The sequence below is a fragment of the Gordonia sp. 11cp genome, from assembly GCF_057767225.1.
Genome location: NZ_CM173437.1, coordinates 3,753,281 through 3,777,898, shown reverse-complemented (window position 1 = coordinate 3,777,898; position 24,618 = coordinate 3,753,281). Strand labels below are relative to the sequence as shown.

The 24,618-nt window shown below is 68.2% G+C and carries 22 protein-coding genes; 4 read left to right on the top strand and 18 right to left on the bottom strand.

Annotated elements, in window-relative coordinates; all coding sequences use genetic code 11:
• Positions 1-37 precede the first annotated feature (37 nt).
• From atpA to rpmE, 12 genes are all read right to left on the bottom strand, one after another.
• Complete coding sequence (gene atpA, locus AC3B6C_RS16895) at positions 38-1,666, bottom strand: F0F1 ATP synthase subunit alpha (RefSeq protein WP_010842983.1); 1,629 nt, start codon at positions 1,664-1,666, stop codon at positions 38-40.
• 91 nt (positions 1,667-1,757) lie between these two features.
• Positions 1,758-3,182: a F0F1 ATP synthase subunit B/delta gene (locus tag AC3B6C_RS16890; RefSeq protein WP_010842982.1), complete on the bottom strand. Its 1,425-nt coding sequence runs from the start codon at positions 3,180-3,182 to the stop codon at positions 1,758-1,760.
• 2 nt (positions 3,183-3,184) lie between these two features.
• The gene (locus tag AC3B6C_RS16885; protein ID WP_488357713.1) at positions 3,185-3,673 is read right to left on the bottom strand and encodes a F0F1 ATP synthase subunit B; all 489 of its coding nucleotides are present in this window, start codon (positions 3,671-3,673) and stop codon (positions 3,185-3,187) included.
• 47 nt (positions 3,674-3,720) lie between these two features.
• A complete protein-coding gene (locus AC3B6C_RS16880; protein ID WP_004021252.1) occupies positions 3,721-3,972 on the bottom strand; it encodes a F0F1 ATP synthase subunit C in 252 nt (83 codons plus the stop codon).
• A 136-nt stretch (positions 3,973-4,108) separates the two neighbouring features.
• On the bottom strand, positions 4,109-4,858 hold the full coding sequence (atpB, locus tag AC3B6C_RS16875; RefSeq protein WP_010842979.1) for a F0F1 ATP synthase subunit A: 750 nt from the start codon (positions 4,856-4,858) through the stop codon (positions 4,109-4,111).
• Positions 4,855-5,268 carry a hypothetical protein gene (locus AC3B6C_RS16870; protein ID WP_488373539.1) on the bottom strand — a complete coding sequence of 138 codons (414 nt, stop codon included), beginning with the start codon at positions 5,266-5,268 and terminating at the stop codon, positions 4,855-4,857. Before AC3B6C_RS16870 ends, atpB begins: the two co-directional genes overlap by 4 nt.
• Positions 5,269-5,553: 285 nt before the next feature.
• Positions 5,554-6,750, bottom strand: coding sequence for a glycosyltransferase family 4 protein (locus tag AC3B6C_RS16865; RefSeq protein WP_010842977.1), 1,197 nt, complete (start codon positions 6,748-6,750; stop codon positions 5,554-5,556).
• Positions 6,751-6,801: 51 nt separating this feature from the next.
• Complete coding sequence (locus AC3B6C_RS16860; protein WP_488373538.1) at positions 6,802-8,046, bottom strand: serine hydroxymethyltransferase; 1,245 nt, start codon at positions 8,044-8,046, stop codon at positions 6,802-6,804.
• Complete coding sequence (locus tag AC3B6C_RS16855) at positions 8,043-8,702, bottom strand: L-threonylcarbamoyladenylate synthase (RefSeq protein ID WP_488373537.1); 660 nt, start codon at positions 8,700-8,702, stop codon at positions 8,043-8,045. The genes AC3B6C_RS16860 and AC3B6C_RS16855 overlap by 4 nt, the downstream gene beginning before the upstream one ends.
• A gap of 37 nt (positions 8,703-8,739) precedes the next feature.
• Positions 8,740-9,609 (bottom strand): N5-glutamine methyltransferase family protein, encoded by an 870-nt coding sequence (locus tag AC3B6C_RS16850; RefSeq protein WP_488373536.1) that lies wholly within the window; start codon positions 9,607-9,609, stop codon positions 8,740-8,742.
• A complete protein-coding gene (prfA, locus tag AC3B6C_RS16845; protein WP_010842973.1) occupies positions 9,606-10,691 on the bottom strand; it encodes a peptide chain release factor 1 in 1,086 nt (361 codons plus the stop codon). Before prfA ends, AC3B6C_RS16850 begins: the two co-directional genes overlap by 4 nt.
• Before the next feature lie 120 nt (positions 10,692-10,811).
• Positions 10,812-11,024, bottom strand: coding sequence for a 50S ribosomal protein L31 (rpmE, locus tag AC3B6C_RS16840; RefSeq protein WP_010842972.1), 213 nt, complete (start codon positions 11,022-11,024; stop codon positions 10,812-10,814).
• Positions 11,025-11,339: 315 nt separating this feature from the next.
• Here rpmE and AC3B6C_RS16835 point away from each other — a divergent pair, with 315 nt between their 5' ends.
• Together AC3B6C_RS16835 and AC3B6C_RS16830 are read left to right on the top strand one after the other, a co-directional pair.
• Positions 11,340-12,548, top strand: a complete 1,209-nt coding sequence (locus AC3B6C_RS16835) for a sulfite reductase subunit alpha (RefSeq protein WP_488373535.1) — start codon at positions 11,340-11,342, stop codon at positions 12,546-12,548.
• Position 12,549: 1 nt separating this feature from the next.
• Complete coding sequence (locus AC3B6C_RS16830) at positions 12,550-13,482, top strand: ChuX/HutX family heme-like substrate-binding protein (RefSeq protein ID WP_055474998.1); 933 nt, start codon at positions 12,550-12,552, stop codon at positions 13,480-13,482.
• 237 nt (positions 13,483-13,719) lie between these two features.
• On the opposite strand, the gene rho is transcribed toward AC3B6C_RS16830, so the two are convergent.
• The 6 genes from rho to argS all read right to left on the bottom strand — a co-directional run bounded on the left by rho (position 13,720) and on the right by argS (position 22,668).
• On the bottom strand, positions 13,720-15,852 hold the full coding sequence (gene rho / locus AC3B6C_RS16825; protein ID WP_488373534.1) for a transcription termination factor Rho: 2,133 nt from the start codon (positions 15,850-15,852) through the stop codon (positions 13,720-13,722).
• Positions 15,853-16,191: 339 nt separating this feature from the next.
• A complete protein-coding gene (gene thrB / locus AC3B6C_RS16820) occupies positions 16,192-17,202 on the bottom strand; it encodes a homoserine kinase (protein ID WP_044506418.1) in 1,011 nt (336 codons plus the stop codon).
• A complete protein-coding gene (thrC, locus tag AC3B6C_RS16815) occupies positions 17,183-18,268 on the bottom strand; it encodes a threonine synthase (protein ID WP_010842967.1) in 1,086 nt (361 codons plus the stop codon). Before thrC ends, thrB begins: the two co-directional genes overlap by 20 nt.
• Positions 18,261-19,601, bottom strand: coding sequence for a homoserine dehydrogenase (locus AC3B6C_RS16810; protein ID WP_488373533.1), 1,341 nt, complete (start codon positions 19,599-19,601; stop codon positions 18,261-18,263). Before AC3B6C_RS16810 ends, thrC begins: the two co-directional genes overlap by 8 nt.
• A complete protein-coding gene (lysA, locus tag AC3B6C_RS16805) occupies positions 19,598-21,019 on the bottom strand; it encodes a diaminopimelate decarboxylase (RefSeq protein ID WP_488373532.1) in 1,422 nt (473 codons plus the stop codon). Before lysA ends, AC3B6C_RS16810 begins: the two co-directional genes overlap by 4 nt.
• Positions 21,016-22,668 carry an arginine--tRNA ligase gene (argS, locus tag AC3B6C_RS16800; RefSeq protein ID WP_010842964.1) on the bottom strand — a complete coding sequence of 551 codons (1,653 nt, stop codon included), beginning with the start codon at positions 22,666-22,668 and terminating at the stop codon, positions 21,016-21,018. The genes lysA and argS overlap by 4 nt, the downstream gene beginning before the upstream one ends.
• 151 nt (positions 22,669-22,819) lie before the next feature.
• Between argS and AC3B6C_RS16795 the strand changes: the two genes are divergently transcribed.
• Positions 22,820-23,644: a thioredoxin-like domain-containing protein gene (locus AC3B6C_RS16795; protein WP_010842963.1), complete on the top strand. Its 825-nt coding sequence runs from the start codon at positions 22,820-22,822 to the stop codon at positions 23,642-23,644.
• Between the two features lie 84 nt (positions 23,645-23,728).
• Positions 23,729-24,607 carry a DUF305 domain-containing protein gene (locus tag AC3B6C_RS16790; RefSeq protein ID WP_488373531.1) on the top strand — a complete coding sequence of 293 codons (879 nt, stop codon included), beginning with the start codon at positions 23,729-23,731 and terminating at the stop codon, positions 24,605-24,607.
• Positions 24,608-24,618: the final 11 nt, after the last annotated feature.

Genomic DNA, 24,618 nt, shown 5'->3' with positions numbered 1-24,618 from the left:
ACCCCTTCCTTATCGCAATGTCCGTTGACGTCTGAGATCACTTGCGGATCTTGATCTCTTCGTTCTCGACGTTGTCGGCATCCATCGCCTCGGCCTCGGCCTCGTTGACGACACGACGGCCGTCGTGGGTGAGGTAGCCGTTCTTGAACTTGTTGGTCTCGGCGATCAGGGCCTCGGCCTGGTCGTCGGTGAGGACCTTGCCGCCGGCGATCGAGTCGTAGACACCGGTCGCGTTGTGGTGCAGGTGGCTCAGCAGCTGGGTCTCGAAGTTGCGCACGTCGTCGACCGGGACCGAGTCGTAGTGGCCTTCACCGCAGAGGTAGATCGAGACGATCTGGTCCTCGACCGAGAAGGGGGTGTACTGGTCCTGCTTGAGCATCTCGACCCAGCGGGCACCGCGCTCGAGCTGCGCCTTGGACGCGTCGTCGAGGTCGGAGGCGAAGGCCGAGAAGGCCTCCAGCTCGCGGAACTGGGCCAGCTCCAGACGCAGCGAGCCCGACACCTTCTTGAGGCCCTTGGTCTGTGCAGCACCACCGACGCGCGACACCGAGGTACCGACGTTGATGGCGGGACGGACACCCTTGTTGAAGAGGTCCGACTCCAGGAAGACCTGACCGTCGGTGATCGAGATGACGTTGGTCGGGATGAACGCCGAGACGTCGTTGGCCTTGGTCTCGATGATCGGCAGACCGGTCATCGAGCCACCGCCGAGCTCGTCGGACAGCTTCGCGCAACGCTCCAGCAGACGGGAGTGCAAGTAGAAGACGTCACCCGGGTATGCCTCGCGGCCCGGCGGGCGACGCAGCAGCAGCGAGATCGCGCGGTAGGCCTCGGCCTGCTTGGTCAGGTCGTCGAACACGATGAGGACGTGCTTGCCCTGGTACATCCAGTGCTGGCCGATGGCCGAGCCGGTGTAGGGCGCCAGCCACTTGAAGCCGGCCGAGTCCGAGGCAGGAGCCGCGACGATGGTGGTGTACTCCATCGCGCCGGCCTCTTCGAGCGCCGACTTGACGCCCGCGATGGTCGAGCCCTTCTGACCGATCGCGACGTAGATGCAGCGAACCTGCTTGGCGGGGTCGCCGGTCTCCCAGTTGGCCTTCTGGTTCAGGATGGCGTCGATGCAGACCGCGGTCTTACCGGTCTTGCGGTCGCCGATGACGAGCTGACGCTGTCCGCGGCCGATGGCGGTCATCGCGTCGATGGCCTTGATGCCGGTGGCGAGGGACTCCTCGACCGGCTGGCGCTCGAGCACCGATGCGGCCTGCAGCTCGAGGACGCGCTGCTCGTCGGCCTCGATGTCGCCCTGGCCGTCGATCGGGGCGCCCAGCGGGTTGACGACGCGTCCGAGGAACGCATCGCCGACGGGGACGGAGAGCACGTCGCCGGTACGGCTGACCTGCTGGCCTTCTTCCAGGGACTCGTAGTCACCCAGGATGACGGCGCCGATCTCGTCCTCGTCGAGGTTCAGCGCGACGCCGAGGACGCCGCCCGGGAACTCGAGGAGCTCGTTGGCCATTGCGCTCGGAAGGCCGCTGACGTGAGCGATGCCGTCCGACGTATCGGTGATGATGCCGACCTCGTCACGCGACGCTTCGGCTTCGAACGACGAGACGTACTGCTCGATCGCTCCCTTGATCTCGTCTGGTGAGATCGTCAACTCCGCCATGGGTTCTCGTCTTTCCTTTGATGTGGCTCTGAGACTCAAAGGCTCTGAGCTCTGGGGCTTCGTGGGTTCGGGTGGTCGGGTGAGGAGCTCGTCAGCGCGGCAGTGTTTCCGCGGCCTTGGCCAGTCGCGTCGCGACATCGGCGTCGATGACCTCGTCGCCGACACTGATCCGGAGACCGCCGAGCAGCTCCGGCGCGACCTCGGTCTGCACCGAGATGGTCCGACCGTAGATTCCGCCGAGCACGCTCGACAGTCGATCGATCTGGGCGTCCGACAGCGGTGAGGCGGACACCACGTGGGCGACCGACTCGCCGCGACGGGCGGCGGCCAGCTCGGCGAGCTGATCGACCGCGACGTCCGCGGCCTGGCCGTGCAGCAGGCGCACGGTCGAGGACAGCAGCGTCCAGGTATGGGTGCCGACCTTGTCGCCGACCAGCTTCTGGAGCAGATCGACGCGCTTGTCGGCGTCCTTGCCGTGGTCCGACAGCAGCGAGGAGAGCTGCGGGTTGGCCTCGAGGACTCGGCTCACACGGAAGAGCTCGTCCTCGACCTGCTCGATGACCCCGTCGCGTTCGGCGGCGGTGAGCACGATCAGGGAGTTCTGGCGGCGCAGGCCGACGACGAAATCGCTCGACGACGACCACCGCTGGCTCGACGCGGTCGCTAGGACCTCGACGACGACCGGGGCGACCTTGCCGTCGAACAGCCGGTGCACCATGGCCTTCTTGCCCTCGGGGTTCTCGTCGTCCTCGACCAGGCGCTTGCGCAGCACCGGGTTCTCGCCGAGGAAGTTGATCGCCGCGGTGAGGTCACCCGATGCGGCGGCCAGTGCCGAACCGTCGAGATCGAGTGCCGCCGAATCGAACTGCTCCGACACGGCCAGTGCGGCATCGCGACTGGCGGCACGCATCGCGTGCAGCCCGACGAGCGAGGCGCTGGAGGCGACGGAGTTCGACGTACCCGCCGACATCTCCTCCAGTTCGTCGATGACCCGGTCGACGCTCGCCGCCTGGGCGGAGTCGTCGGCCAGGTGGTTGCGCACCAGTTCCCCGGCCTTGTCGACGGCGGTGAGTCCGAGATCGGTACGCAACTGGCGGACCAGGTTGGCGCGCACCAGGGCGACCTGGTTGCGGCCGTGCTCGGAGATGCGCTTGACCTCGTGATCGGCCTGGGCGCGGATGTCGGAGGTGATCGCCTCGGCGTCGGCCTCGGCGTCCTTCTTCAGCTGCTCGGCCTCGGCCTTGGCCTCGGCGACGGCCTTCTCACGCGCCTGCTTGCCGTCGGCGACGCGCTTGGCAGCGGCCTCGCTCTCGGCGAGCTGCTGGCGCACCGTCTCCTGTCGATCTGTCATCATCTTCTGCACCGGCGGGCGGACGTACTTCCACAGCAGGAAGATGATGACCGCGAAGCCGAAGAGCTGAGCGATGAAGATCGCGGGGTCGAACGCAGCACCGATGTCGTGGAGCCAGGTGCCGATGGGCCCCTGGTCGGATTCGGTCTCAGTGTTGGCAGCCATGATCAGTTCACCGCTCCGCTCGTCGATCGGGTATCGGAAAGAGTGGCCGAGTCGACACCGAGCACACGCGCCGCAAGCGTCTTGGCGAGTGCGTCCACATCAGCTGCAGCCGTCGAGGCGGCCTGCTCACCCTGCGTCGCCAGCTCGGAGCTGGTCGACTGCAGAGCGGCGTCGGCCTCGGCGGTCGCTGCATGCTTCATCTCGTTCAGCTGTTCACGACCCTGGGCGCGAGCGTCGTCGCGCTTGGCGGTGGCCTCACCGCGCGCTTCCTTCAGGAGCGAACGGAACTGCACGTCCGCATCCTCGAATTCGGCGGCGGCGGTGCGATTGTCCTCCACGGTGCGGTGGATCATCGCGTCCCGCTCCTCGAGGACCTGCTGGATCGGCGGAACCACGAACTTGCGGATGACCAGCAGCAAAATCACGAAGATGAGCAGGACAACGAAGAACGTTCCATTCGGGAGCAGGAAGTTCTCTGCAGCAAGCGTCATTGTGGTGAGGTGTCGTTTCTACTCGGCGACAAAAGGGAGAGCGACGATCAGCCGGCGCTGATCGGGGTGGCGAACACGAAGAGCGCCATGAAGGCCAGGTTGATGAAGTAGGCCGCCTCGACCAGACCGACGGTGATGAAGAACGGGGTGAACAGGCGACCCTGTGCCTCGGGCTGACGGGCGATACCGGCGATCAGCTGGCTACCGGCCAGACCGTTACCGATACCGGCACCGACGGCGCCACCGGCCATGATCAGGCCGCCACCGATGAGTGCGCCGAGGCCAATCATTGGATCCATTGTGATATTTCCCTTTCGTTGCTGACATCTGGTGTGTCAGGTCTGGAGGTTGCGCCGACAGGTGCCGGAGCAGGTCGTCGTGTTCGGTTGTGGGCGCGGTCGTCAGGTGCCCCGCGCGGGTGCCCGGTGTGGGCGGTCAGTGATCCTCGGTCTCCATCGACTGCGAGAAGTAGAGAATCGTCAGCAGGGCGAAGATGAACGCCTGGATCAGACCGACGAAGAGCTCGAAGGACTTCCAGATCGCGTTGGGCGCCCACATGATGTACGGCGGGAACAGCGCGATGAGGGCGACCATCATGCTGCCGGCGAAGACGTTGCCGAAGAGTCGCAAGGACAGCGAGATCGGCTTGGTGAACTCCTCGATCACGTTGATCGGCGCGAGGAATGCGACGTGTCCCTTGATGATTCGCTTGGGGTGACCCAGCAGGCCGCGAGCCCGGAAGCCGGCGATCTGGTACCAGACGAAGACGAAGAGCGCGAGGGCGTAGGCGAAGTTCACGTCCGCGGCCGGCGGCTTGAGGATCTCGTGGTGGCCGACCTGCAGGGGCAGGATCGACAGCCAGTTGGAGATCAGGATGAAGGTGAACAGCGAGACCGCGAGCGGCAGCACGTACGGCGCGATCTTCATGCCGATGGCGCTCTCGACCTGACCGCGCATCTGGATGGTGATGGCCTCCCAGAAGAGCTGCACGCCGGACGGCACGCCCGTGGAGGTGACCTTCGACTTCAGGTAGAAGGCCAGCGCGAGCAGGATCACCGCCGCGAGAGCGGTCGCGATGATGGTCTCCAGGTTGAAGGTCAGTCCGAACAACTCGAACTTGGTGTAGTGACCCACCTGGATGGCCGGTTCGCCATCCTCTGCGGCAAGGTTGAAGGCGGTCGTCATGGTTGGCTACGAAGTCCTTTCATCACCGGAATGACCGTGTTCAGCACCAAGACCACTTGGCCGATGGCGAGTCCGAACATCGCGCCCAACCCGTCGGGTTGGACCAGGAAAGCCGCCAGCAGCGCGAGTGCCGTGATGGCACCGAGTCGCATGGCGGAGTTGAGAGCAAGTGCGGTTTTGCGCGGGTTGTCGTCGGCGACGACAACGTCGACGGCACGTCGGACGAGGATCGCGTTGACGAAGATCCCGGCGACACCGAAAAGGAAGAACACCGCGAAGAGCGGATGCCCGACGGCGAGCGAGACGGCGGCGACCACCACGACGAACCCGCCCGCGATGAGCGCGGGGCGGCGGAGTCCGGTCGGCGCCTGAGGATAAACGGGGGCCGATTCAGGGGCAGATGCGGTCATGTCCCTCTCCTCAGCTCTCCTACTCCATACCGATGGCACGGGGTACCCGCGTGCGTGCAGCAACACATGGCCGCTGGGCGTCAGCTCGCGTTTGGTGTGACCCTACCAACACCATTCCTGGCGTCTCACCGGGGGTCATACGTGGCAAGAGATGAATCCGGGGCTTTGTGTCCGGATCTGAGCTCTCACCGACTACTACAGGCGATAGTACACCAGTGTTTACGGTTTCCTTACCTTAGGCCCAGTGGCGGCATTCCCGAAAACCCCAGGACCCCGTCTCACCGGTCAGTGATAGGCCTTGGTCGCCGTCCGCAGTTCGGCGAAGCGTCGATGCAGGCGCGGCGCCATCGTGACCAGCATCGCGACGACGAGTCCCGCACCGAATGCCGGGGCGACCACCGACAGCGGGAACAGCGTGCTCGCCGCCGCCGAGAACGCCAGGACCCCGACCCACAGGTAGATGATCAGGGCGACCCGGCGCTGCGAGTGCCCGAGCTCGAGCAGTCGATGATGCAGGTGCATCTTGTCCGGGGTGTAGAAGCCGACTCCCGCCCGAGTCCGCCTGATCACCGCGAGCAACATGTCGAGCATCGGGATGAAAACGACGGCGGCCACGAGGATCAGCGGGGACAGCAGCGTGAAGATGTCGGCCGGGCCGTAGGCGTTGACGGCAATGCGGCCGGACGCGCTGGTGGAGGCCGCGGCGAGCAACAGTCCGATGAGCATCGCCCCGGAGTCGCCCATGAAAATCCTTGCGGGAGAGAAGTTGTGCGGTAGGAACCCGAGGCACGCACCGGCCAGCGCCACCGAGATGAGGGCCGGCGGGTAGTAGCTGACATCGCCGCCCTGGTCGCGCAACAGCCCCAGCGAGAACATGCAGATCGCGGCCGCGGCGATGAGTCCCAGCCCGGCGGCCAGACCGTCGAGGCCGTCGACGAAGTTGATCGCGTTGATCGTCGCGACCGTGATCGCGACCGTGAGCAGGCCGGCCTGCAACGGGTCGAGCACGAGCGTCCCGATGTTGGCGAACGGGATGTAGAGCTGCAGCCAGCTGATGCCGAGCAGCACCAGCACCCCGGCCGCGGTGAGCTGTCCGACGAACTTGGTCAGCGCGTCCAGCCCCCACCTGTCGTCGACGACGCCGACGAGGACGATGACCGTGCCGGCGGCGATCACCGCCGTCATGTCGGTGGTGTAGGCGAACCCCCGATTGAGTGCGGGGAGGTTGGCGGCCAGTGCGATACCCGCGACCACACCCCCGAACATCCCGAGACCGCCGAGGCGGGGGGTGGGAATCACGTGCACGTCGCGGACCCGGGGCACGGCGACCGCGCCGGCGCGGATGGCGAAGACGCGTACCGCGGAGGTCAGCAGATAGGTCATGGCGGCGGCGGTCAGACCCACGAGCAGCAGCTCACGCAGGGGCACGCCCGTCCCTCCCCCATCCGCGGCGGCGAGCAACGCCGGTGCAGCACCGGTCATCGCGTCACCACCGGCGTCCGACGGGGCAGGGTCTCGAACATTGCGACCACGCTACCCGTAGGCCAGTTCGGCGATCTCGCGACGGATCCGCCGGTGCGTCTCACGATCGTCGGTCGACATCGCGTCGACCATCGCGTCGACGACCACCGGGTGCATGGCGGAGGTCATGCCCCGCTCGGTGACGACCGGAGTGCCGATCCGGATCGCGGACCCCTCGGAGACCGGCCGGTCCTCGAACGGAAGGACTGCCTTGTCGACGACGATCCCGGCCGCGCCGAGCCGGTGCTGCGCCTCCATCCCGGAGATCCCGAAGCCGCTCACGTCGATGACCGCGAGGTGGATGTCGGTACCGCCGGACACCACCCGGGCACCACGAGCAGAGAGCTCCGCGGCGATCGCGCGGGCATTGTCCACCGCGCATCGCGCGTAGTCGGCGAACTCGTCGGTCCCCGACTCCGCGAAGGCCACCGCCTTCGCGGCGACGGAGTGCATCGCGGGACCGCCCTGCACGAACGGGAAGACGGCCTTGCGCAGCGCCTCGCCGTGTTCGGCGCGAGCGAGGATGACGCCTCCGCGCGGACCGCGGATCACCTTGTTGGTCGAGAAGGTGACGATGTCGGCGTGCGGCACGGGAGAAGGCAGCACGCCGGCAGCGACGTGTCCGGCGAGGTGCGCGGCGTCGACCCACAGGATGCATTCGGCCTCATCGGCGATCTGGCGCAGAACCGCGAAGTCGAACGTCCGCGAGTACGACGCGGCGCCGGCGACGAGAATCCGGGGCCGATGCACCAGCGCGAGATCACGGACCTGGTCGTAATCGACGAGTTCGTCGTCCGGGCGCACTTCGTAGTGCAACGGCGAGAACCACCGGCCGGAGAAGTTCGCCCGCGAACCATGCGTCTGGTGACCCCCGTGTTCGAGGCGCAATGCCAGCACCGGGTCGCCGGGCTGGGCGAAGCCGGCATAGACGGCGAGATTCGCCGCGCTCCCCGACAGCGGCTGGACGTTGACGTACTCGGCGCCGAACAGCGCGCGGGCGCGATCGACGGCGAGCTCCTCGAGTTCGTCGGCCAAGTCGCATCCGCCGTGGTAGCGCGCCCCGGGATATCCCTCCGCGTATTTCGCGTCGAAGACCGACGCCATCGCGGCGCGCACCCCCGGCGTCGGCTCGGTCTCACTGGCGAGCAGCTGCAGCGTGTCGCGACGCCGACCGGCCTCGCGCCCCAGCAACGTGTCGACCGTGGCGTCACCGGTCAGGGCGCCGCCGGGACCGAACCCGTGCGCGTCCGGGCTCATGACTCCGAGAGCAGAGTGGCCGGGTCCGTGTCGAGCACCTCGGCGACCGCATCCGTCGAGACGGCGCCCTCACGCAGGATGCGCGGACTCGGACCGGAGACGTCGACGATCGTCGACGCCTGCGCGGCCGGCGCGGGGCCGCCGTCGAGATACACCGCGACCTCGTCCCCGAGTTGTTCGCGCGCCTCGTCGGCGGTCGTCGCCGGCGGACGCCCCGAGACGTTGGCGCTCGAGACGGCCATCGGACCCACCTCTCGCAGCACGTCGATCGCCACCGGGTGCAACGGCATCCGGAGCATGACCGTGCCGTCGGTGTCCCCGAGATCCCACGCCAGCGAGGGCGCCTGTCGGACAACCAGACTCAGGCCACCGGGCCAGAACGCCTCGATCAGGTCGCGCGCGGGCTGGGGAACGGAGAGGACCAGGCCGTCGATCGCATGCCAGGAACCCACCAGGACCGGGACCGGCATGTCGCGCCCACGGTGCTTGGCAGCCAAGAGCGCGCCGACGGCGTCGGAATCGAAGGCGTCGCAACCGACTCCGTAGAGCGTGTCGGTGGGCATCACGACCAGCCGTCCGGCCTTCGCCGCCCCGACCGCCGCCCGAATCCCCGAGGAGCGGTTCTGTGGATCGTTGCAGTCGAAAACAGTGCTCACCCGATCATCCTGCCATGCCGTGCCCGACGGACCCGGCCTACCGTCGGCGTGCCGTCACGAACCTCGGCCGACCCGTCAGATCCGCGTGCCGGGTCACTTCGTCGAAGTCGCCGTGCGCGCGCAGGCACGCCACCACCGAGTCCGCGGTCGTGTCGTCGTGCTCGATCCCGACGACGCCGCCGGGGGCCAGCGTGCGGGCGATGACCGGCACCATCGGCACGATGACCGACATCCCGTCGGCGCCGCCGAAGACGGCGCGGGGCGGGTCGTGGGCGACCTCGGGTCCGACCGCGGCATCGAGTGGGACATAGGGCGGGTTCGTGACGAGGACCGACACGGTGCCAGCCGGGATGGACTCCGCGACCTGTTCGGGATCGGTGACGTCGGCGGCGACCACGTCGACCCGCGACCCGATCGTCTGCGCAGTGTCGGCGACGTTGCGGCGCAACCACACCAGGGCGTCCTCGTCGGCCTCGACCGCAACGACCCGCGTCGCGGGACTCATCGCCGCGATACCGATGGCCAGTGCACCACTGCCGCTGCAGAAGTCGGCAGCGGTACCCGGCGTCACGCGGAGGTGGCCGACCGCCCATTCGAGGAGATACTCGGTCTCCGGTCGCGGGACGAACACGCCCGGCCCGACGGCGAGTTCGACCGGGCCGAATGCGGCGGTTCCGATGATGTGCTGCAACGGAATCCGCTGTGCTCGCTGCTCGACCGCCGACCGGAACGCGCGCGCCGGAGCGTCATCGATCGTGTCCACCAGGACCAGCCGGCCCGTGTCGATCCCGAGCACGTGCGCCATCAGCCATTCGGCATCGCGGCGCGCGGAGTCGATCCCGGCGTCGGCGAGACGGGCGGTCGCCGCCCGCAGTTCGTCCGACATCGGGGTCGGCGTGCCGGTCACGGCGTCTGTTCGGCTTCCATGCGGGCCTGGCGGTCCGCGGCGACGAGCGCGTCGAGGAGGTTGTCCATGTCACCGGCGAGCACCGCGTCGAGATTGTTCGCCTTGTATCCGATGCGGTGGTCGGTGATGCGGTTCTCGGGGAAGTTGTAGGTGCGGATCCGTTCGGACCGGTCCACGGTGCGGATCTGCGCGGCGCGTCCCTGCGCTGCCGCGGCCTCGGCTTCCTCCTCGGCCGCGGACTGGAGACGGGCGGCGAGGACCTGCATCGCCCGGGCCTTGTTCTGCAGCTGGGAGCGCTCGTTCTGGCAGGTGACGACGATCCCGGTGGGCAGGTGGGTGATCCGCACCGCCGAGTCGGTGGTGTTCACGCCCTGACCGCCCTTGCCGGACGAGCGGTAGACGTCGATGCGCAGTTCGGATTCGTCGATCGTCACCTCGGCGACCTCTTCGGGCTCCGGGTAGATCAGCACCCCGGCCGCCGACGTGTGGATCCGCCCCTGCGACTCGGTGACCGGTACGCGCTGGACGCGGTGCACGCCGCCCTCGAACTTCAGCCGCGACCACACCCCGTCGCGGACGGCCTCCTTGGACTTGATCGAGAAGGTGGCCTCTTTGTACCCGCCGAGATCGGACTCGGTGACGCCGAGGACCTGCGCTTTCCACCCGTGTCGCTCACAGTATTTGAGGTACATGCGGGCCAGGTCCGACGCGAACAGCGCCGACTCTTCGCCGCCGGCACCGGATTTGATCTCCAGGACCACGTCGTCGGCGTCGTGGGGGTCGCGCGGGGCCAGCAGGTCGGTCAGGGTGGCGTCGAGCTCGTCGACGGTCTTCTCCAGCGCGGGGATCTCGGCGGCGAACGATGCGTCGTCGGCGGCCAGTTCGCGCGCGGCCTCGAGATCCTCGCGCGCCGCCTTCAGCCGGGTGTAGGTCGCCATGACCGGCGCGAGTTCGGCGAATCGCTTGCCCACGCGACGAGCCGCAGTCGGATCGTCGTGCAGGGCCGGGTCGGCCAGCTGACGTTCGAGGCCCGAGTGCTCGGCGAGGATGTCGTCGATGGCCGAGGGACTCTGGGTACTCATGAAGGCGACCTCACTTGTCGTCCGATGCCGTGCCGGCAGGCAGCGACACCGGGAAGAACACTGACCGGAAACACAGCGACGCCCGTCCCGACAATCGTCGGGCGGGCGTCGCAGCGTGGTCTACTTGGCGCGCTTGCCGTAGCGCTTCTCGAACCGGGCAACGCGGCCGCCGGTGTCGAGGATCTTCTGCTTGCCCGTGTAGAACGGGTGGCACTGCGAGCAGACCTCGACGTTGATCCGACCGTTGGCAGCGGTGCTGCGGGTCTCGAAGGTGTTGCCGCAGCCGCAGACGACGGTGGTCGTCGCGTACTCGGGGTGGATTCCCTGCTTCATGTCTGGCTGTCCCTTTCTGTGGTCGCCGGGTCACCGTCGCCTCTCGACGGTGTGAACCGGAACCGGACTCGACCGATCAGTATGCCACGTAGGGCATCACCGGGAAAAATCCCGGTCACCGCGGTCGCAGGTGCCTCAACGGCGAGCCGATCGGATCCATTCCCGGCAGGTCGGGGTACGGCCCGGCCGCACGCCGGACACGTGACACAGGTCGCGAACCTGGTAAGGGTTGCCTAAGTGTAGTACCGTGGCCTCGCCCGCGGGTTCGGTCCGCGGCGCACGCTCCCGAGTACACCGTCTCCGAAGGAACCATCGATGTACGACGCCGCCCCCACCGGCAGCAGCCTCGCAGTCGACACCGCACCGGCCTCCCCTGCTCGCCGCACCGGCAAGACGCTGCGCTCGCCATGGAACCGGCGCAATCCCTACCCGGCGACGGTCGTGACGAACGAGGTGCTCTCCGGCCCCGGATCGGCCAAGGAGGTCCGGCATCTCGAACTCGACCTCGGCGACAGCGGCATCAGCTACGAGCCCGGCGACGGAATCGGCATCGCTCCCGCGAACGATCCGGCGCTCGTCGACCTGCTCCTCAACCGGCTCGGCGCTGCCGGCGACGAGATCATCGCCGACCGAAAGGCCACCTACACGCTGCGCGAGGCGCTGACCAGCAGGTACGAGATCTGCGCACCGTCGAAGTATCTGGTCCGGGTGGTCGCCGACCGCACCGGGCACCCCGAACTGTGCCGACTGCTCGACGCCGGCGACGCACAGGCACTCGACGCCTGGCTCCACGGGCTCGACGTCCTCGATCTCCTGGATCTCGACCCGACGTTCACCCCGACCCCCGAGGAACTGCTCGAGGAACTGAGTCCGCTGGCCCATCGGGAGTACTCGATCTCCTCGAGCCCCCGGGTCCACGGCGATACCGTGCACATCACGATGGCCACGGTGCGTTACACCGTCGCCGACCGGGATCGCGGAGGTGTCTGCTCGACGCACCTCGCCGACCGGTGCGCTCCCGGTGACACCGTGCCCGTCTTCATCTCCCCCAACAAGAAGTTCCGCCTGCCCGCGGAGGATGTGTCCGCCATCATGATCGGCCCGGGCACCGGCATCGCCCCCTTCCGGGCCTTCCTGCATGAGCGGGCCGCAACCGGTGCCACCGGCAGCAACTGGCTGTTCTTCGGTGACCAGCACCGTGCGCACGACCACCTGTACGCCGAGGAACTCGATCGCCTCGTCGCCGGCGGCGTGCTGGATCGGCTCGACCTCGCCTTCTCCCGCGACCAGGAACACAAGGTCTACGTCCAGGACCGGATGCGCGAGCACGGATCCGAGCTGTTCGCCTGGCTTGAGTCCGGCGCGCACCTGTACGTCTGCGGCGATGCCGCGACGATGGCCGACGACGTGGATGCGGCACTGCACGAGATCGTCGCCGAACACGGCGGTCTCGACGCCGAGGCGGCCGCGGCGTATGTCGGGCACCTGCGCTCGGATAATCGCTACCTCCGCGACGTCTACTGAGATGACCGACTCCACCGGGGACGATCCGCCCGCCCGCAGCGATCTCGAGATCCTGCTGCGGACAGCCGGATTCGGAGACTCCTCGGTGAACCACGATGTCCCCGCGGTCGCTGCCCGACTACCGGGACTCGCCCAGGTCGTCGGTGTCACGGTCGCCGGTCCGGTGATCATGAACGCGGTCGGGGTCCACGACGACCCGGTCTCGGTCGGCGGTCCGATTCGGGTTGACCCACACCGAATAGCTCTGCGGCTCAATCCCTCTCGCTTGTCGTCGACGTTGCTCAGCGATCCCGCCGCCCACGTTCCGCCGACCCTGCGGTTGTTCGACCATCGCGGCAACACCGCTCACGCCACCTACCTGACCGAGAACTCCGATCGCCTGGCGTTCGAGGCCATGGCGCTCGCCGGCGGAGCCCCGGGCCTGGACGGGCCACTCTCGGATTCGCCTGCGCCACAACGTACGACTCCGACGGCATCGACCGGCGACGACCAGCTCGCACAGCTCGACGCGATACTCACCGACGGTGGCGCCGCCCGCCTGCGGAGCCTCCCCCGCCTCGACTGTCCGCGCACCGCACGCGTCGACAACCGCGCGGTGATCGCCGCGCTCGAGCACGCGTCACGGCTCGGGATGACGGTGACGTTCGCGACGGCGGCGCCGGGATGCATGCAGATGCGTCAGGACCGCCTCGACGGCGCCCGCGAGCATCGGGGCCAGATGGTGCTGGCGTCGGGCGCCACCCGGGTGATGATCAATTTCGATCTGGTCGGCGAATGCTGGGTCACGTGGCCCCACGGGGTGTCGGGCCGTACCGGGTCACTGGAGATCTACACCCGGCGGGGTGAGTGCGCGCTGGTCGTGACCCAGACCGGAGCGCTTGCCCCGGCACTCGGCCAGGCCTGGGAGCACCTGACCGCCGATCTCGCCGGCTGACCCTTCGTGACGCCCCTCCGGCAAGCTCCGGGGCTCCTCAGGGAGCAACGGCTGACGACTCCCAAGCTCCGGGGCTCCTCAGGGAGCAACGGCTGACGCGACTCCGCAGGCTCCGGGGCTCCTCAGGGAGCAACGGCTGACGCGACTCCGCAAGCTCCTCAGGGACCTGTTACGAGACACGGCCCCGATCCGCGGTGAGCGCGGGTCGGGGCCGTGTCGCGAGAGTGCCGGACGAACTCAGTCGTTGCCCGCACCCGGTGCAGTCTTCTGCACCGACATCAGGAACTCCATGTTCGTCTTGGTCTTCTTCAGCTGGCTGAGGAGCAGATCGATGGCCTGCTGGGAATCGAGACCCGAGAGCACACGACGCAGCTTGTGCACGATGGAGAACTCCTCGGGCGACAGCAGCAACTCGTCCTTACGGGTACTCGACAGGTTCACGTCCACGGCCGGGAACACCCGACGCTCTGAGATCTTGCGGTCGAGCTTCAGCTCGGCATTGCCCGTGCCCTTGAACTCCTCGAAGATCACGGTGTCGCCGGTCGAGCCGGTCTCGACGAGCGCAGACGCGATGATCGTGAGCGATCCGCCGTTCTCGATGTTGCGCGCCGCGCCGAGGAACCGCTTCGGCGGGTACAGCGCGGTCGAATCGACACCACCCGACAGGATTCGGCCCGACGCGGGCGATGCGTTGTTGTACGCACGACCCAGTCGCGTGATCGAGTCCAGCAGCACCACAACGTCTTTGCCGCTCTCGACCAGTCGCTTGGCGCGCTCGATCGCGAGCTCGGACACCGAGGTGTGATCTGACGGCGGCCGATCGAACGTCGACGCGATGACCTCGCCCTTGACCGAACGCTGCATGTCGGTGACCTCCTCGGGACGCTCGTCGACGAGGACGACCATGAGGTGGCATTCGGGGTTGTTGGTGGCGATCGCGTTGGCGATGTCCTGCAGGATCGTCGTCTTACCGGCCTTGGGGGGCGACACGATCAGGGCGCGCTGCCCCTTGCCGATCGGCATGATCAGGTCGATCACGCGGGTGTCGAGCCGCTCGGGAGTGGTCTCCAGCCGCAGGCGCTGGTTCGGGTACAGCGGCGTGAGCTTGTTGAACTCGGGGCGGCGCTTGGCGGTCTCGACGTCGCCGCCGTTGATGGTGTCCAGCCGCACCAGCGGATTGAACTTCTGGCGCTGGTTCTGCTGGTCGCCCTCGCGCGGCACCTTCACCGCGCCGGTGATCGCGTCGCCGCGTCGAAGTCCGTTCTTGCGAACGAGGTTCATCGACACATAGACGTCGTTCGGCCCCGCGAGATAACCCGACGTGCGAACGAAGGCGTAGTTGTCGAGCACGTCGAGGATGCCGGCGACGGGCTGCAACACGTCGTCGTCGGAGACCTGCGGCTCGTTCGGGGTGTCGCGGTTCTGGCCACGGCGACGCTCACGGAACCGGCGACCACGCCGGCGACCGCCGCCCTCCCCGTCGTCATCGCGGTCCTGGCCCCCGTCGCGATTCTGACCGCCATCGCGATTCTGGTTGTCGCGATTCTGGTTGTCGCGGTTCTGACCGCCCCCGTCGCGATTCTGCTTGTCGCGGTTCTGGCCGCCCCCGTCGCGATTCTGGTTGTCGCGATTCTGGTTGTCGCGATTCTGGTTGTCGCGATTCTGACCGCCATCGCGGTTCTGGTTGTCGCGGTTCTGGTTGCGGTTGCGACGAGTGCGCTGCTCACCACCGTCGGAGTCGGCTGCGGCGTCGCCCGCGCCGTCGCGCCCGCGACGCCGGTCACGACCCGCGCCGGCCTCCGTCGAGTCGGCCTCGGGGGCACTGCCGCCCTTGGCGGCATCTGCGGCCGGGGCGTCGGATGTCGTCGCGTTCTTGGCGACGCCATCGGTGCTGGGGCTGTCGGTCTTGTTGTCGGCAGGCGTGCTGTCGCCGGCCGGCGCCTCGGCGGTGATCGGAGCATCGGCAGCCTTCCGGCCGGCACCGCGCTGAGTGCGCGTCCCGCGGGGAGCGTCGGCCTTCTCGGCCGTCTCGCCACCGGCGGGAGCCGGGGAGTCGCCGCCGATGGTCAGCTGCTCGTCGGCCGCAGCAGGCTTCGACGAGCCCGCCTTCGACCGCGTCGGGCCGCTCTTCGCGGCCGGGGCGTCGCCGCCGGCCTGGCGCTCCTTGATGGCGGCGATCAGATCGCCCTTGCGCATCCCGGATGTGCCCTTGATGCCGAGTTCACCGGCGACGGTCCGCAGTTCGCTGAGCACCATGCCGGACAGGCCGGTGCGTGCACGTGTCTTGGTCGCCGGTCGTCCCGAGTCGGGGCCGGCCGAACCCGCGGATTCCTGCTCGGCAGGTGCGGTGATCAGGTCCGTATCGGTCACGGAAGTCCTTTCGTTCCTCCCGCAGACGAGAACTGCGTGAGGTCTACGTTTCCCTGCGTCTGTGCGTCAGGGAGTCCGTCCGCGGTGGACGGTGAGAATGTGCGGTCCGCTGCGAGCGAGCTCGGAAACACCTGCGCTTCGGCACCGTCGACAGAGATCCATGACCCCGGCCCGGATACACAGCCGGTCATCTCCGATCGGTGAAGGATGAGAAGCGGCAGGACAAGCCTGCGCGGCTAGACCAGAATATGGTAACCCCGTTCGCATGATAGGGGCAACACGCCGGTAGCGCCAAACGAACGTGCGACGGCCGGCGAATCCACCGGCGTACGACACCGGTCAGCCGACGGAGATCTCGACTCCGCCGGCGACGGCCACCGAACGGGCCTCGAATCCGAGGCCCTGCGCCAGCTGGCGGATGTCCGACGGTACCGGCGCGGTACCGAGCACGAGGACGGTCGGCCCGGCTCCGGACACCGTCGCGGCGTGTCCGCGGGCTCGCAGGGCGGTGACGAGGTCGCTCGTCGGCGCCATCGCCGAAGCACGGTACGGCTGGTGCAGGCGGTCCTGGGACGCGGCCATGAGGTTGCGTGGGTCAGCCGTCAGCGCCACCACCGCGAGCGCCGAACGGCTCAGGTTGAACACGGCGTCGGCACGCGGGACCGCATCCGGCAGCAGTCCGCGGGTGAAGGACGTCGACGATTCGGTGTCGGGGACGAAGACGGTCGCACAGATGTCGGGATGCACGGTGAGCCGGTGTGCGTGATACGACGCGACCCCGTCGGCGGATTCGGTCCACGTGAGGACCGCCGAGCCGAGCACACTCGCGGCGGCGTTGTCGGGATGGCCCTCGAATTCGCTGGACAGCTGTACCAGTTCGTCGAGCGACAGTCCGGGTCCGAGACCGGCGGCGGTGATCAGTCCCGACGCGGCGGCCAGACCCGAGACCGCGGCGGCGGCGGACGACCCCAGACCCCGGGAGTGCGGGATCTGGTTGATGCAGCGCAACTTCAGCCCGGGTGCGCGGAGACCGGCGTGTGCCAGTCCACGGTTGAGCGCGCGCACGACGAGGTGCGATGCGTCGCGGGGCACGTCACCGGCACCCTCCCCCTCGACCTCGAGGGCGACACCCTCTTCTACGGTCTCGACGACCACCTCGTCGTAGATCCCCAGAGCCATTCCCAGACAGTCGAATCCGGGCCCGAGGTTGGCACTCGACGCCGGCACCCGGACCCTCGTCGACAACCCGACCGGCACCGTACCCGCCGCGGATGCGGAACCGGTCACGTCGCCGTCGGCGTCCGATCCGACGACCGGACGGCCGGGCCCGTCAGCCGACACCGAGAGCATTCGCGACCGCCACCGGGTCCACCGGAATGGCCTCGACCTCCGGGATGCCCGCCAGGGCGGTGTCGGGGTCCTTCAGGCCGTTGCCGGTCACCGTGCACACCACGGTCGATCCAGGCTCGATCCAGCCATCGGCGCTGGCGGCGAGCAGACCCGCGACGCTGGCAGCCGAGGCCGGCTCGACGAACACGCCCTCCTTGCCTGCGACCAGGCGGTAGGCCTCGAGCAGCTTCTCGTCGGTGGCCGCGCGGAACTGGCCGTGCGACTCCTCTTTCGCCGCGACGGCCTGGTTCCAGCTGGCCGGGGACCCGATGCGGATGGCGGTGGCGATGGTCTCCGGGTCCTTCACCGGCGCACCGTTCACCAGCGGCGCGGCGCCCGCGGCCTGCACCCCGAGCATGCGCGGCACCGACGACGAGACGCCGTCCGCGTGGTATTCGGTGTAACCCTTCCAGTACGCGGTGATGTTGCCCGCGTTCCCGACCGGCAGCGCGTGGACGTCGGGGGCGCGGCCCAGGACGTCGACGATCTCGAACGCGGCGGTCTTCTGGCCCTCGATCCGCGCCGGATTCACCGAATTGACGAGCTCGATCTCGGTGAACTCGGAGGTGGCCTTGCGCGCGAGCTCGAGGCAGTCGTCGAAGTTGCCCTCGACCTGGATGATCTTGGCGCCGTGCATGACCGCCTGCGCGAGCTTGCCCATCGCGATCTTGCCCTGCGGGATCAGCACCGCGCAGGTGATGCCGGCCCGGGTGGCGTAGGCGGCGGCCGACGCCGAGGTGTTGCCGGTCGAGGCGCACAGGACCGCGGTCTTGCCATTGTTGACCGCATTGCTGACGGCCATCGTCATCCCGCGGTCCTTGAACGAACCGGTCGGGTTGAGGCCCTCGACCTTCAGGTACACCTCGCACCCGGTCAGCGACGACAGGTGCGGCGCGCTGATCAGCGGGGTGCCGCCCTCGAGCAGCGTGACGACCTTCCAGTCGTCGCCGACAGGCAGCCGCGACCGGTATGCCTCGATCAGGCCGGGCCACGCGCGGTGGACGGGCGTAGAAGTCGCTTCAGTCATCGGTACCTTCCAATCGCAACACACTCGACACCTTGATGACGGCGTCCATGTCTTCAAGCGCCGCAACACAATCCGATTGCGCACGGTCGGGCGCGCGGTGGGTCACCACGATCAGCCGGGCGTCGTCGCCCGCGCCCTCCTGGCGCACCGCGGCGATGCTCACCGACCGCTTGGTGAACTCGCCGGCCACCTGTGCGAGCACACCCGGCCGGTCCTCCACCCGCATGGAGATGTAGTAGCGGGTGAGAACGTCGTCGATCGGGGCGACGGGCAGCGAGGCGTAGGTCGACTCGAGGGGTCCCCGGCCACCGTGCACGCGGTTGCGAGCGGCCATGACCATGTCGCCGAGAACGGCCGACGCCGTCGGCGCACCTCCCGCGCCCTGGCCGTAGAACATCAGCCGCCCGGCGTTCTCCGCCTCCACGACGACGGCGTTGAACGCGCCGTTCACCGTCGCCAGCGGATGGGTCAGCGGAATGAGCGCGGGGTACACGCGCGCGGAGATGCGCTGCGAGCCATTGGCATCGCGGACCCGCTCGCAGATCGAGAGCAGCTTGATCGTGCAGTCGAACTTCTTGGCCGCGACCAGGTCGGCGGCGGTGACCGACGAGATCCCCTCGCGGTGGACGTCGGCTGCCGTCACCCGGGTGTGGAAGGCGATCGAGGCGAGGATGGCCGCCTTGGCCGCGGCGTCGTAGCCCTCGACATCGGCTGTCGGGTCGGCTTCGGCGTATCCGAGCCGCCCGGCCTCGGCGAGGGTGTCGGCGTAGTCGGCGCCCGTCTCGTCCATCGCGGAGAGGATGAAGTTGGTGGTGCCGTTGACGATTCCGTTGACCTGCTCCACGGTGTCGCCCGCGAGCGACTGCATCAGCGGCCGGATGACCGGGATGGCACCGGCGACCGCGGCCTCGAAGTAGAGGTCCACCTTGGCCTCGGCCGCGGCGGTCGCGAGTTCGCCGGTGTACTCCGAGAGCAGTGCCTTGTTGGCGGTGACCACCGATTTCCCGCTCTCGAGCGCGGAGCGGATCAGACCGCGGGCCGGGTCGATGCCACCCATCAGCTCGACGACGATGTCGACGTCGTCGCGGGCGACGAGGGATGCGGGGTCGTCGGTCAGCAACTCCTGCGCGATCTTGCGCGGGCGCCCCAGATCGCGCACCGCGACCCCGCGGATCTCCACCGGCGCCCCGACGCGCGCACGGAGATCATCGGCGTTGTCGGTGATGATGCGCACCACCTCGGCGCCCACGTTGCCCATTCCGAGCACCGCTACACCGATGGTGCGTGTGTCCACCTCGGTTGCGCCGCTGGTGTTCTCCACTGATCCGGTCACTGGTCCACCTCCAGGCTGAGGAAGTCTTCGATGGTCTCCCGGCGGAGCAGCAGCCGAGCGTTTCCGTCGGCCACCGCCACCACGGGCGGTCTCATGGTCATGTTGTAGCGGCTCGACATCGAGTAGCAGTAGGCGCCGGTGGCCGCGACCGCGATCAGGTCCCCGGGCCCGAGATCCTCTGGTAGCCAGCAGTCCTTGATGACGATGTCGCCGCTCTCGCAGTGCTTTCCGACGACGCGACAGACCACAGCGCGCGCCTGCGACACCCGCGACACGAGCCGTACGTCGTATTCGGCGTCGTAGAGGACGGTGCGGATGTTGTCGCTCATGCCGCCGTCGACCGAGACATAGCGTCGTACGGCCCCACCGCCGAGTCCCACGTCCTTCACGGTGCCGACGCGATAGAGGGTGACCGTACCCGGACCGGCGATGGCGCGGCCGGGTTCGACCGCGATGATCGGCATCGGCAGACCGACGGCCGCCGACTCCCGTTCGACGATCGCGGCCAGGGTCTCCGCCACCTTCGCAACCGGCAGCGGTCGCTCCTCGGGAAGATACGAGATCCCCAGTCCCCCACCGAGATCGACGATCGACATCTGCGAGGTCTTCTCGACGCCGAACTCGCCCACCACATCGCGGAGCAGTCCGAGCACACGATGGGCGGCCAGTTCGAAGCCGTCCATGTCGAAGATCTGCGAACCGATGTGGCTGTGCAGACCCACGAGCCTCAGGTTGTCGGTGGCGAACACGCGTCGGATGGCCTCCATCGCGACTCCGCCGGCGAGTGAGAACCCGAACTTCTGGTCTTCGTGTGCGGTCGAGATGAACTCGTGGGTGTGCGCCTCGACACCGACGGTCACGCGGACCAGCACGTCGGCGACGACACCGCGCTCGCGGGCCACGGCGTCGAGCCGCTCGATCTCGATCATCGAGTCGAGGACGACGTGCCCGATCCCGGCGTCGACCGCGGCGCGCAGTTCTTCGACGCTCTTGTTGTTGCCGTGCAACGCGATCCGCTCCGGCGGGAAACCGGCGCGCAGCGCGATGGCGAGTTCGCCGCCGCTGCAGACGTCGAGCGACAACCCTTCGTCGTCCACCCAGCGGGCGATCTCGGTGCACAGGAACGCTTTTGACGCGTAGTGCACTCGTCCATACGGACCGAACGCGGCCATCATGTCCCGGCAGCGCGACCGGAAGTCGGCCTCGTCGACGAAGAATGCGGGTGTCCCGAACTCCTCGGCGAGCTCACTCACCGGCACACCGGCGAGCCGCAGTTCACCCGAGTCGTCGCGAGATGCGTTGCGCGGCCACACCTGCGCGGGGATCGCCGCGAGCACGGCCGGGTCGTTCGGGCGCTCGGCGAGGTGTGGCGCGGCCAGCAGTTCGGCGTGCCGGGGACCGGCCGGGTGCGCGTTCACATCTGCTCCGGTGCGGTGACGCCGACCAGGCCGAGGCCGTTGGCGAGGACCTGACGGGTGGCCTCGCACAGGGCGAGTCGGGCACGGTGGATGTCCGCGGGCTTCTCGTCGCCCTGCGGCAAGACGCGGCACTTGGCGTAGAAGCGGTGGTAGGTGCCGGCGAGGACCTCGAGATAGCGGCACACCCGGTGCGGTTCCCGCAGGGTGGCCGCCGTTGCGACGACATCGTCGAAATCGCCGATGGTGCGGATCAGTTCGCCCTCGGCGGGATCGTCGAGCAGGTCGAGATGGTCCAGCGACGACACGACGCCCAGATCGGCGGCGTTGCGGGCCAGCGCCGACATCCGCGCGTGGGCGTACTGCACGTAGTACACCGGATTGTCGTTGGACTGCTTGGTCAGCAGATCCAGGTCGATGTCGATGTTGACGTCGACGGAGGAACGGATGAGGGAGTAGCGGGCGCCGTCGACACCCACCGCGTCGACGAGGTCGTCGAGGGTGATCACCGTGCCCGCACGCTTGCTCATGCGCACCGGCTTGCCGTCGCGGACGAGGTTGACCATCTGACCGATCAGCACCTCGACGGTGGCCGGGTCGTCGCCGAGCGCCGCGGCGGCCGCCTTGAGACGGCTGATGTAGCCGTGATGGTCCGCACCGAGCATGTAGATGCAGAGGTTGAACCCGCGGTTGCGCTTGTCCCGGTAGTAGGCGATGTCGCCCGCGATGTAGGCCGCGTTGCCATCGCTCTTGAGGACGACCCGGTCCTTGTCGTCACCGAACTCGGTGGACCGCAGCCACCACGCGCCGTCCTTCTCGTAGAGGTTTCCGTTGGCCTTGAGCTCGTCGATGCACTCGTCGACCAGTCCGGTGGCGAACATCTTGTCCTCGTGGGTGAAGACGTCGAAGTCGGTGCCGAAGTCGTGCAGGCTCTGCTTGATGTGGGTGAACATCAGGTCCACCCCGACCGAGCGGAACGTCTCGAGCCGATCGGCCTCGGGCAGCGACAGGACGTCGGGGGCCGCCTCGACGACCTTGGCGGCGATGTCGGCGATGTAATCGCCCGCGTACCCGTCCTCCGGGGTCTCCTCACCCAGTGCGGCCGCCTCCAGCGACCGGGCGAACCGGTCGATCTGGGCGCCGTGGTCGTTGAAGTAGTACTCCCGCGTGACCGCTCCGCCACGGGCGGCGAGAACACGTCCGAGTGCGTCACCGACGGCGGCCCAGCGTGTACCGCCGAGATGGATGGGTCCGGTCGGGTTGGCCGAGACGAATTCGAGGTTGATGACCGACCCGGCGAACTCGTTCCCACGGCCGTAGTCCGCACCGCGCGCGAGCACGGCTGCGACGACGGTGTTCTGCGCGGCGGCACCGAGCCAGACGTTGACGAATCCCGGACCGGCGACCTCGGTCTTGGAGATGCCCTCGGCAGCCGCGAAGGCCTCCGCGAGCCAGCCCGCGAGTTCGCGCGGGTTCACGCCGAGTCGCTTGCCCATCTGCAGGGCGACGTTGGTGGAGTAGTCGCCGTGGTCAGCGTGACGGGGGCGCTCGACGACGATGGAGTCGGGCACCAGGTTCTCGTCCAGTCCGCGGTCACGGACCACGGTCAGGGTCACGGCGCGCAGCAGCGCGGCCAGGTCGGCGGGAGTCACAGGACATCATCCTATTGGCCGTTGCCTGATCACCGACAATCGCACCCCGCTCGACCCACGGGGCCCACCAGTACACTCGTGGGCGCCGAGCGCGTGCCGGGGCATTCCGCCCGCCCGCCCGGCGCCCGCAGTCGGATGAGGAAAGAAGTCAATGGCGCGCAAACCAGGGGCGAACGTCCCCAAGTCCCGCAAACGAGCAGGCTCGGTTCCCTCGGCGACGGGACGGCAGATCGACTGGATGCTGATCGGTGCCGTCGTGGTGGTCATCGGTCTCATCGCGGGTCTCGCGATCTACCTCGTCCCCAAGTTCAACGAGCAGCGCGCCGAACAGAAGGACGACGTCGCCGTCGAGTCGGTGTCGGAGTTCGTGCCCACCCCGCAGAAGCCGGACCCGGCGTCCGACATCCCCGGTGTGACGAAGCGGTACTACGAGGCCGCCCGCCACGTCACGGCCGACCAGCGCGTCGCCTATGACCAGTCGCCGCCGTTCGGTGGTCCCCATGACGAGATCTGGGCGACCTGCACCGGCGTCGTCTACCCGAATCCGCTGCGCTCGGAGAACGCCGTTCACGCGCTCGAACACGGCGCGGTGTGGATCACCTACAACCCGGACACGATCTCCCCGGAGGACCTCGACTACCTCAAGCAGCTCGTCCGCGGTGAGCAGTACCTGTTCCTGTCGCCCTACCCCGGACTCGACAAGCCGCTGTCCCTGCAGAGCTGGGGCCACCAGCTCAAGCTGGACTCCGCCGGCGACCCGCGGGTCAACCAGTTCATCACCGCGTTGCGCCGCAACATGATGCCCGGTGTCTACCCGGAGAATCCGCAGACCGCCGCCTACCCGGAGACCCAGGCCACCTGTACCGCCATCCCCGGGTTCGATCCGTCGAATCCTCCGCCGGCCGACCAGGGCGAGCCCGGCCCCGATGCGGTCCCGATGGACGGCGGCAGCGGCGCCCCGACGCCCGCGGGCTGACGCGGTTCACACCCGAACATCAGTCCGGCCACCGGCCCGGCCCGACGAGACGACCCCGGCCTGACGAACGACGAGGACCCAGCGATGACCGACAGCAGCGAGCGTCCCGAAAACCCGGACGACACAACGACTCCCGTGGCAACTGACGACGCTGTCGAGACGTCGTCGCGTCCCCGGATCCTGCTCGCGCTGGGCGGGGCGGCGCTGCTTCTCTTCGGTGTCGGCCTCGGCCTGCTCATCCAGGCGAGCCTCGCTGAGGACCCCACCGGCGAGGACTCGCCCGCCGTGAATTCCGCGGCTGTCGGATTCGCCCAGGACATGACCCGCCACCACGAGCAGGGGGTGGAACTGGCGGCCATCGAACTCGAACACGGCACCGACCCCGAGGTGCGGAGCATGGCGTTCGACATCCTCACCGCCCAGAGCAACGAGATCGGCCAGATGCAGTCCTGGCTGTCGCGATGGGGTAGGCCGGTCACCAATCCCGGGGCGACCATGGCCTGGATGGGCCACGGAGGGTCGGACACCGAGGGACACGACCATTCCGATCCCGCCGATCACACCGAGGGCGGTCATGATCACGGCAGCATGGACCACGGAGACGGCGGCCACGGGAACATGGACCACGGGGACATGCCGATGCCGACGTCCGGCGCGCCCGCCTCGGGAGCGCCCGAGTCCGACGCCGAACAACCGGCGATGCCGGGGATGGCGACGTCGACGGAGATGGAGCAGTTCCGCGCGATGCGGGGTCCCGAGGTGGACATCCGGTTCCTGCAGTTGATGCTGCGCCACCACGAGGGCGGTCTGCACATGATGGAGTACGCCGCGGACCCGGCGAACGTCGAGCAGGCCTACGTCCGCGACCTGGCGTCGAGCATGAAGCGAACCCAGGACAAGGAGATCGCCATCATCACTCAGATGTTGGCACTGCGTGGTGCACAACCGCTTCCGATGAACTGAGCAGCGCCGCG

What these genes read in the sequence shown, in the direction of transcription:
- atpA (WP_010842983.1), bottom strand. Translation starts at nt 1,666, where the DNA reads ATGGCGGAGTTGACGATCTCACCAGACGAGATCAAGGGAGCGATCGAG.
- AC3B6C_RS16890 (WP_010842982.1), bottom strand. Translation starts at nt 3,182, where the DNA reads ATGGCTGCCAACACTGAGACCGAATCCGACCAGGGGCCCATCGGCACC.
- AC3B6C_RS16885 (WP_488357713.1), bottom strand. Translation starts at nt 3,673, where the DNA reads ATGACGCTTGCTGCAGAGAACTTCCTGCTCCCGAATGGAACGTTCTTC.
- AC3B6C_RS16880 (WP_004021252.1), bottom strand. Translation starts at nt 3,972, where the DNA reads ATGGATCCAATGATTGGCCTCGGCGCACTCATCGGTGGCGGCCTGATC.
- atpB (WP_010842979.1), bottom strand. Translation starts at nt 4,858, where the DNA reads ATGACGACCGCCTTCAACCTTGCCGCAGAGGATGGCGAACCGGCCATC.
- AC3B6C_RS16870 (WP_488373539.1), bottom strand. Translation starts at nt 5,268, where the DNA reads ATGACCGCATCTGCCCCTGAATCGGCCCCCGTTTATCCTCAGGCGCCG.
- AC3B6C_RS16865 (WP_010842977.1), bottom strand. Translation starts at nt 6,750, where the DNA reads ATGACCGGTGCTGCACCGGCGTTGCTCGCCGCCGCGGATGGGGGAGGG.
- AC3B6C_RS16860 (WP_488373538.1), bottom strand. Translation starts at nt 8,046, where the DNA reads ATGAGCCCGGACGCGCACGGGTTCGGTCCCGGCGGCGCCCTGACCGGT.
- prfA (WP_010842973.1), bottom strand. Translation starts at nt 10,691, where the DNA reads ATGAGTACCCAGAGTCCCTCGGCCATCGACGACATCCTCGCCGAGCAC.
- rpmE (WP_010842972.1), bottom strand. Translation starts at nt 11,024, where the DNA reads ATGAAGCAGGGAATCCACCCCGAGTACGCGACGACCACCGTCGTCTGC.
- AC3B6C_RS16835 (WP_488373535.1), top strand. Translation starts at nt 11,340, where the DNA reads ATGTACGACGCCGCCCCCACCGGCAGCAGCCTCGCAGTCGACACCGCA.
- AC3B6C_RS16830 (WP_055474998.1), top strand. Translation starts at nt 12,550, where the DNA reads ATGACCGACTCCACCGGGGACGATCCGCCCGCCCGCAGCGATCTCGAG.
- thrB (WP_044506418.1), bottom strand. Translation starts at nt 17,202, where the DNA reads ATGCTCTCGGTGTCGGCTGACGGGCCCGGCCGTCCGGTCGTCGGATCG.
- thrC (WP_010842967.1), bottom strand. Translation starts at nt 18,268, where the DNA reads ATGACTGAAGCGACTTCTACGCCCGTCCACCGCGCGTGGCCCGGCCTG.
- AC3B6C_RS16795 (WP_010842963.1), top strand. Translation starts at nt 22,820, where the DNA reads ATGGCGCGCAAACCAGGGGCGAACGTCCCCAAGTCCCGCAAACGAGCA.
- AC3B6C_RS16790 (WP_488373531.1), top strand. Translation starts at nt 23,729, where the DNA reads ATGACCGACAGCAGCGAGCGTCCCGAAAACCCGGACGACACAACGACT.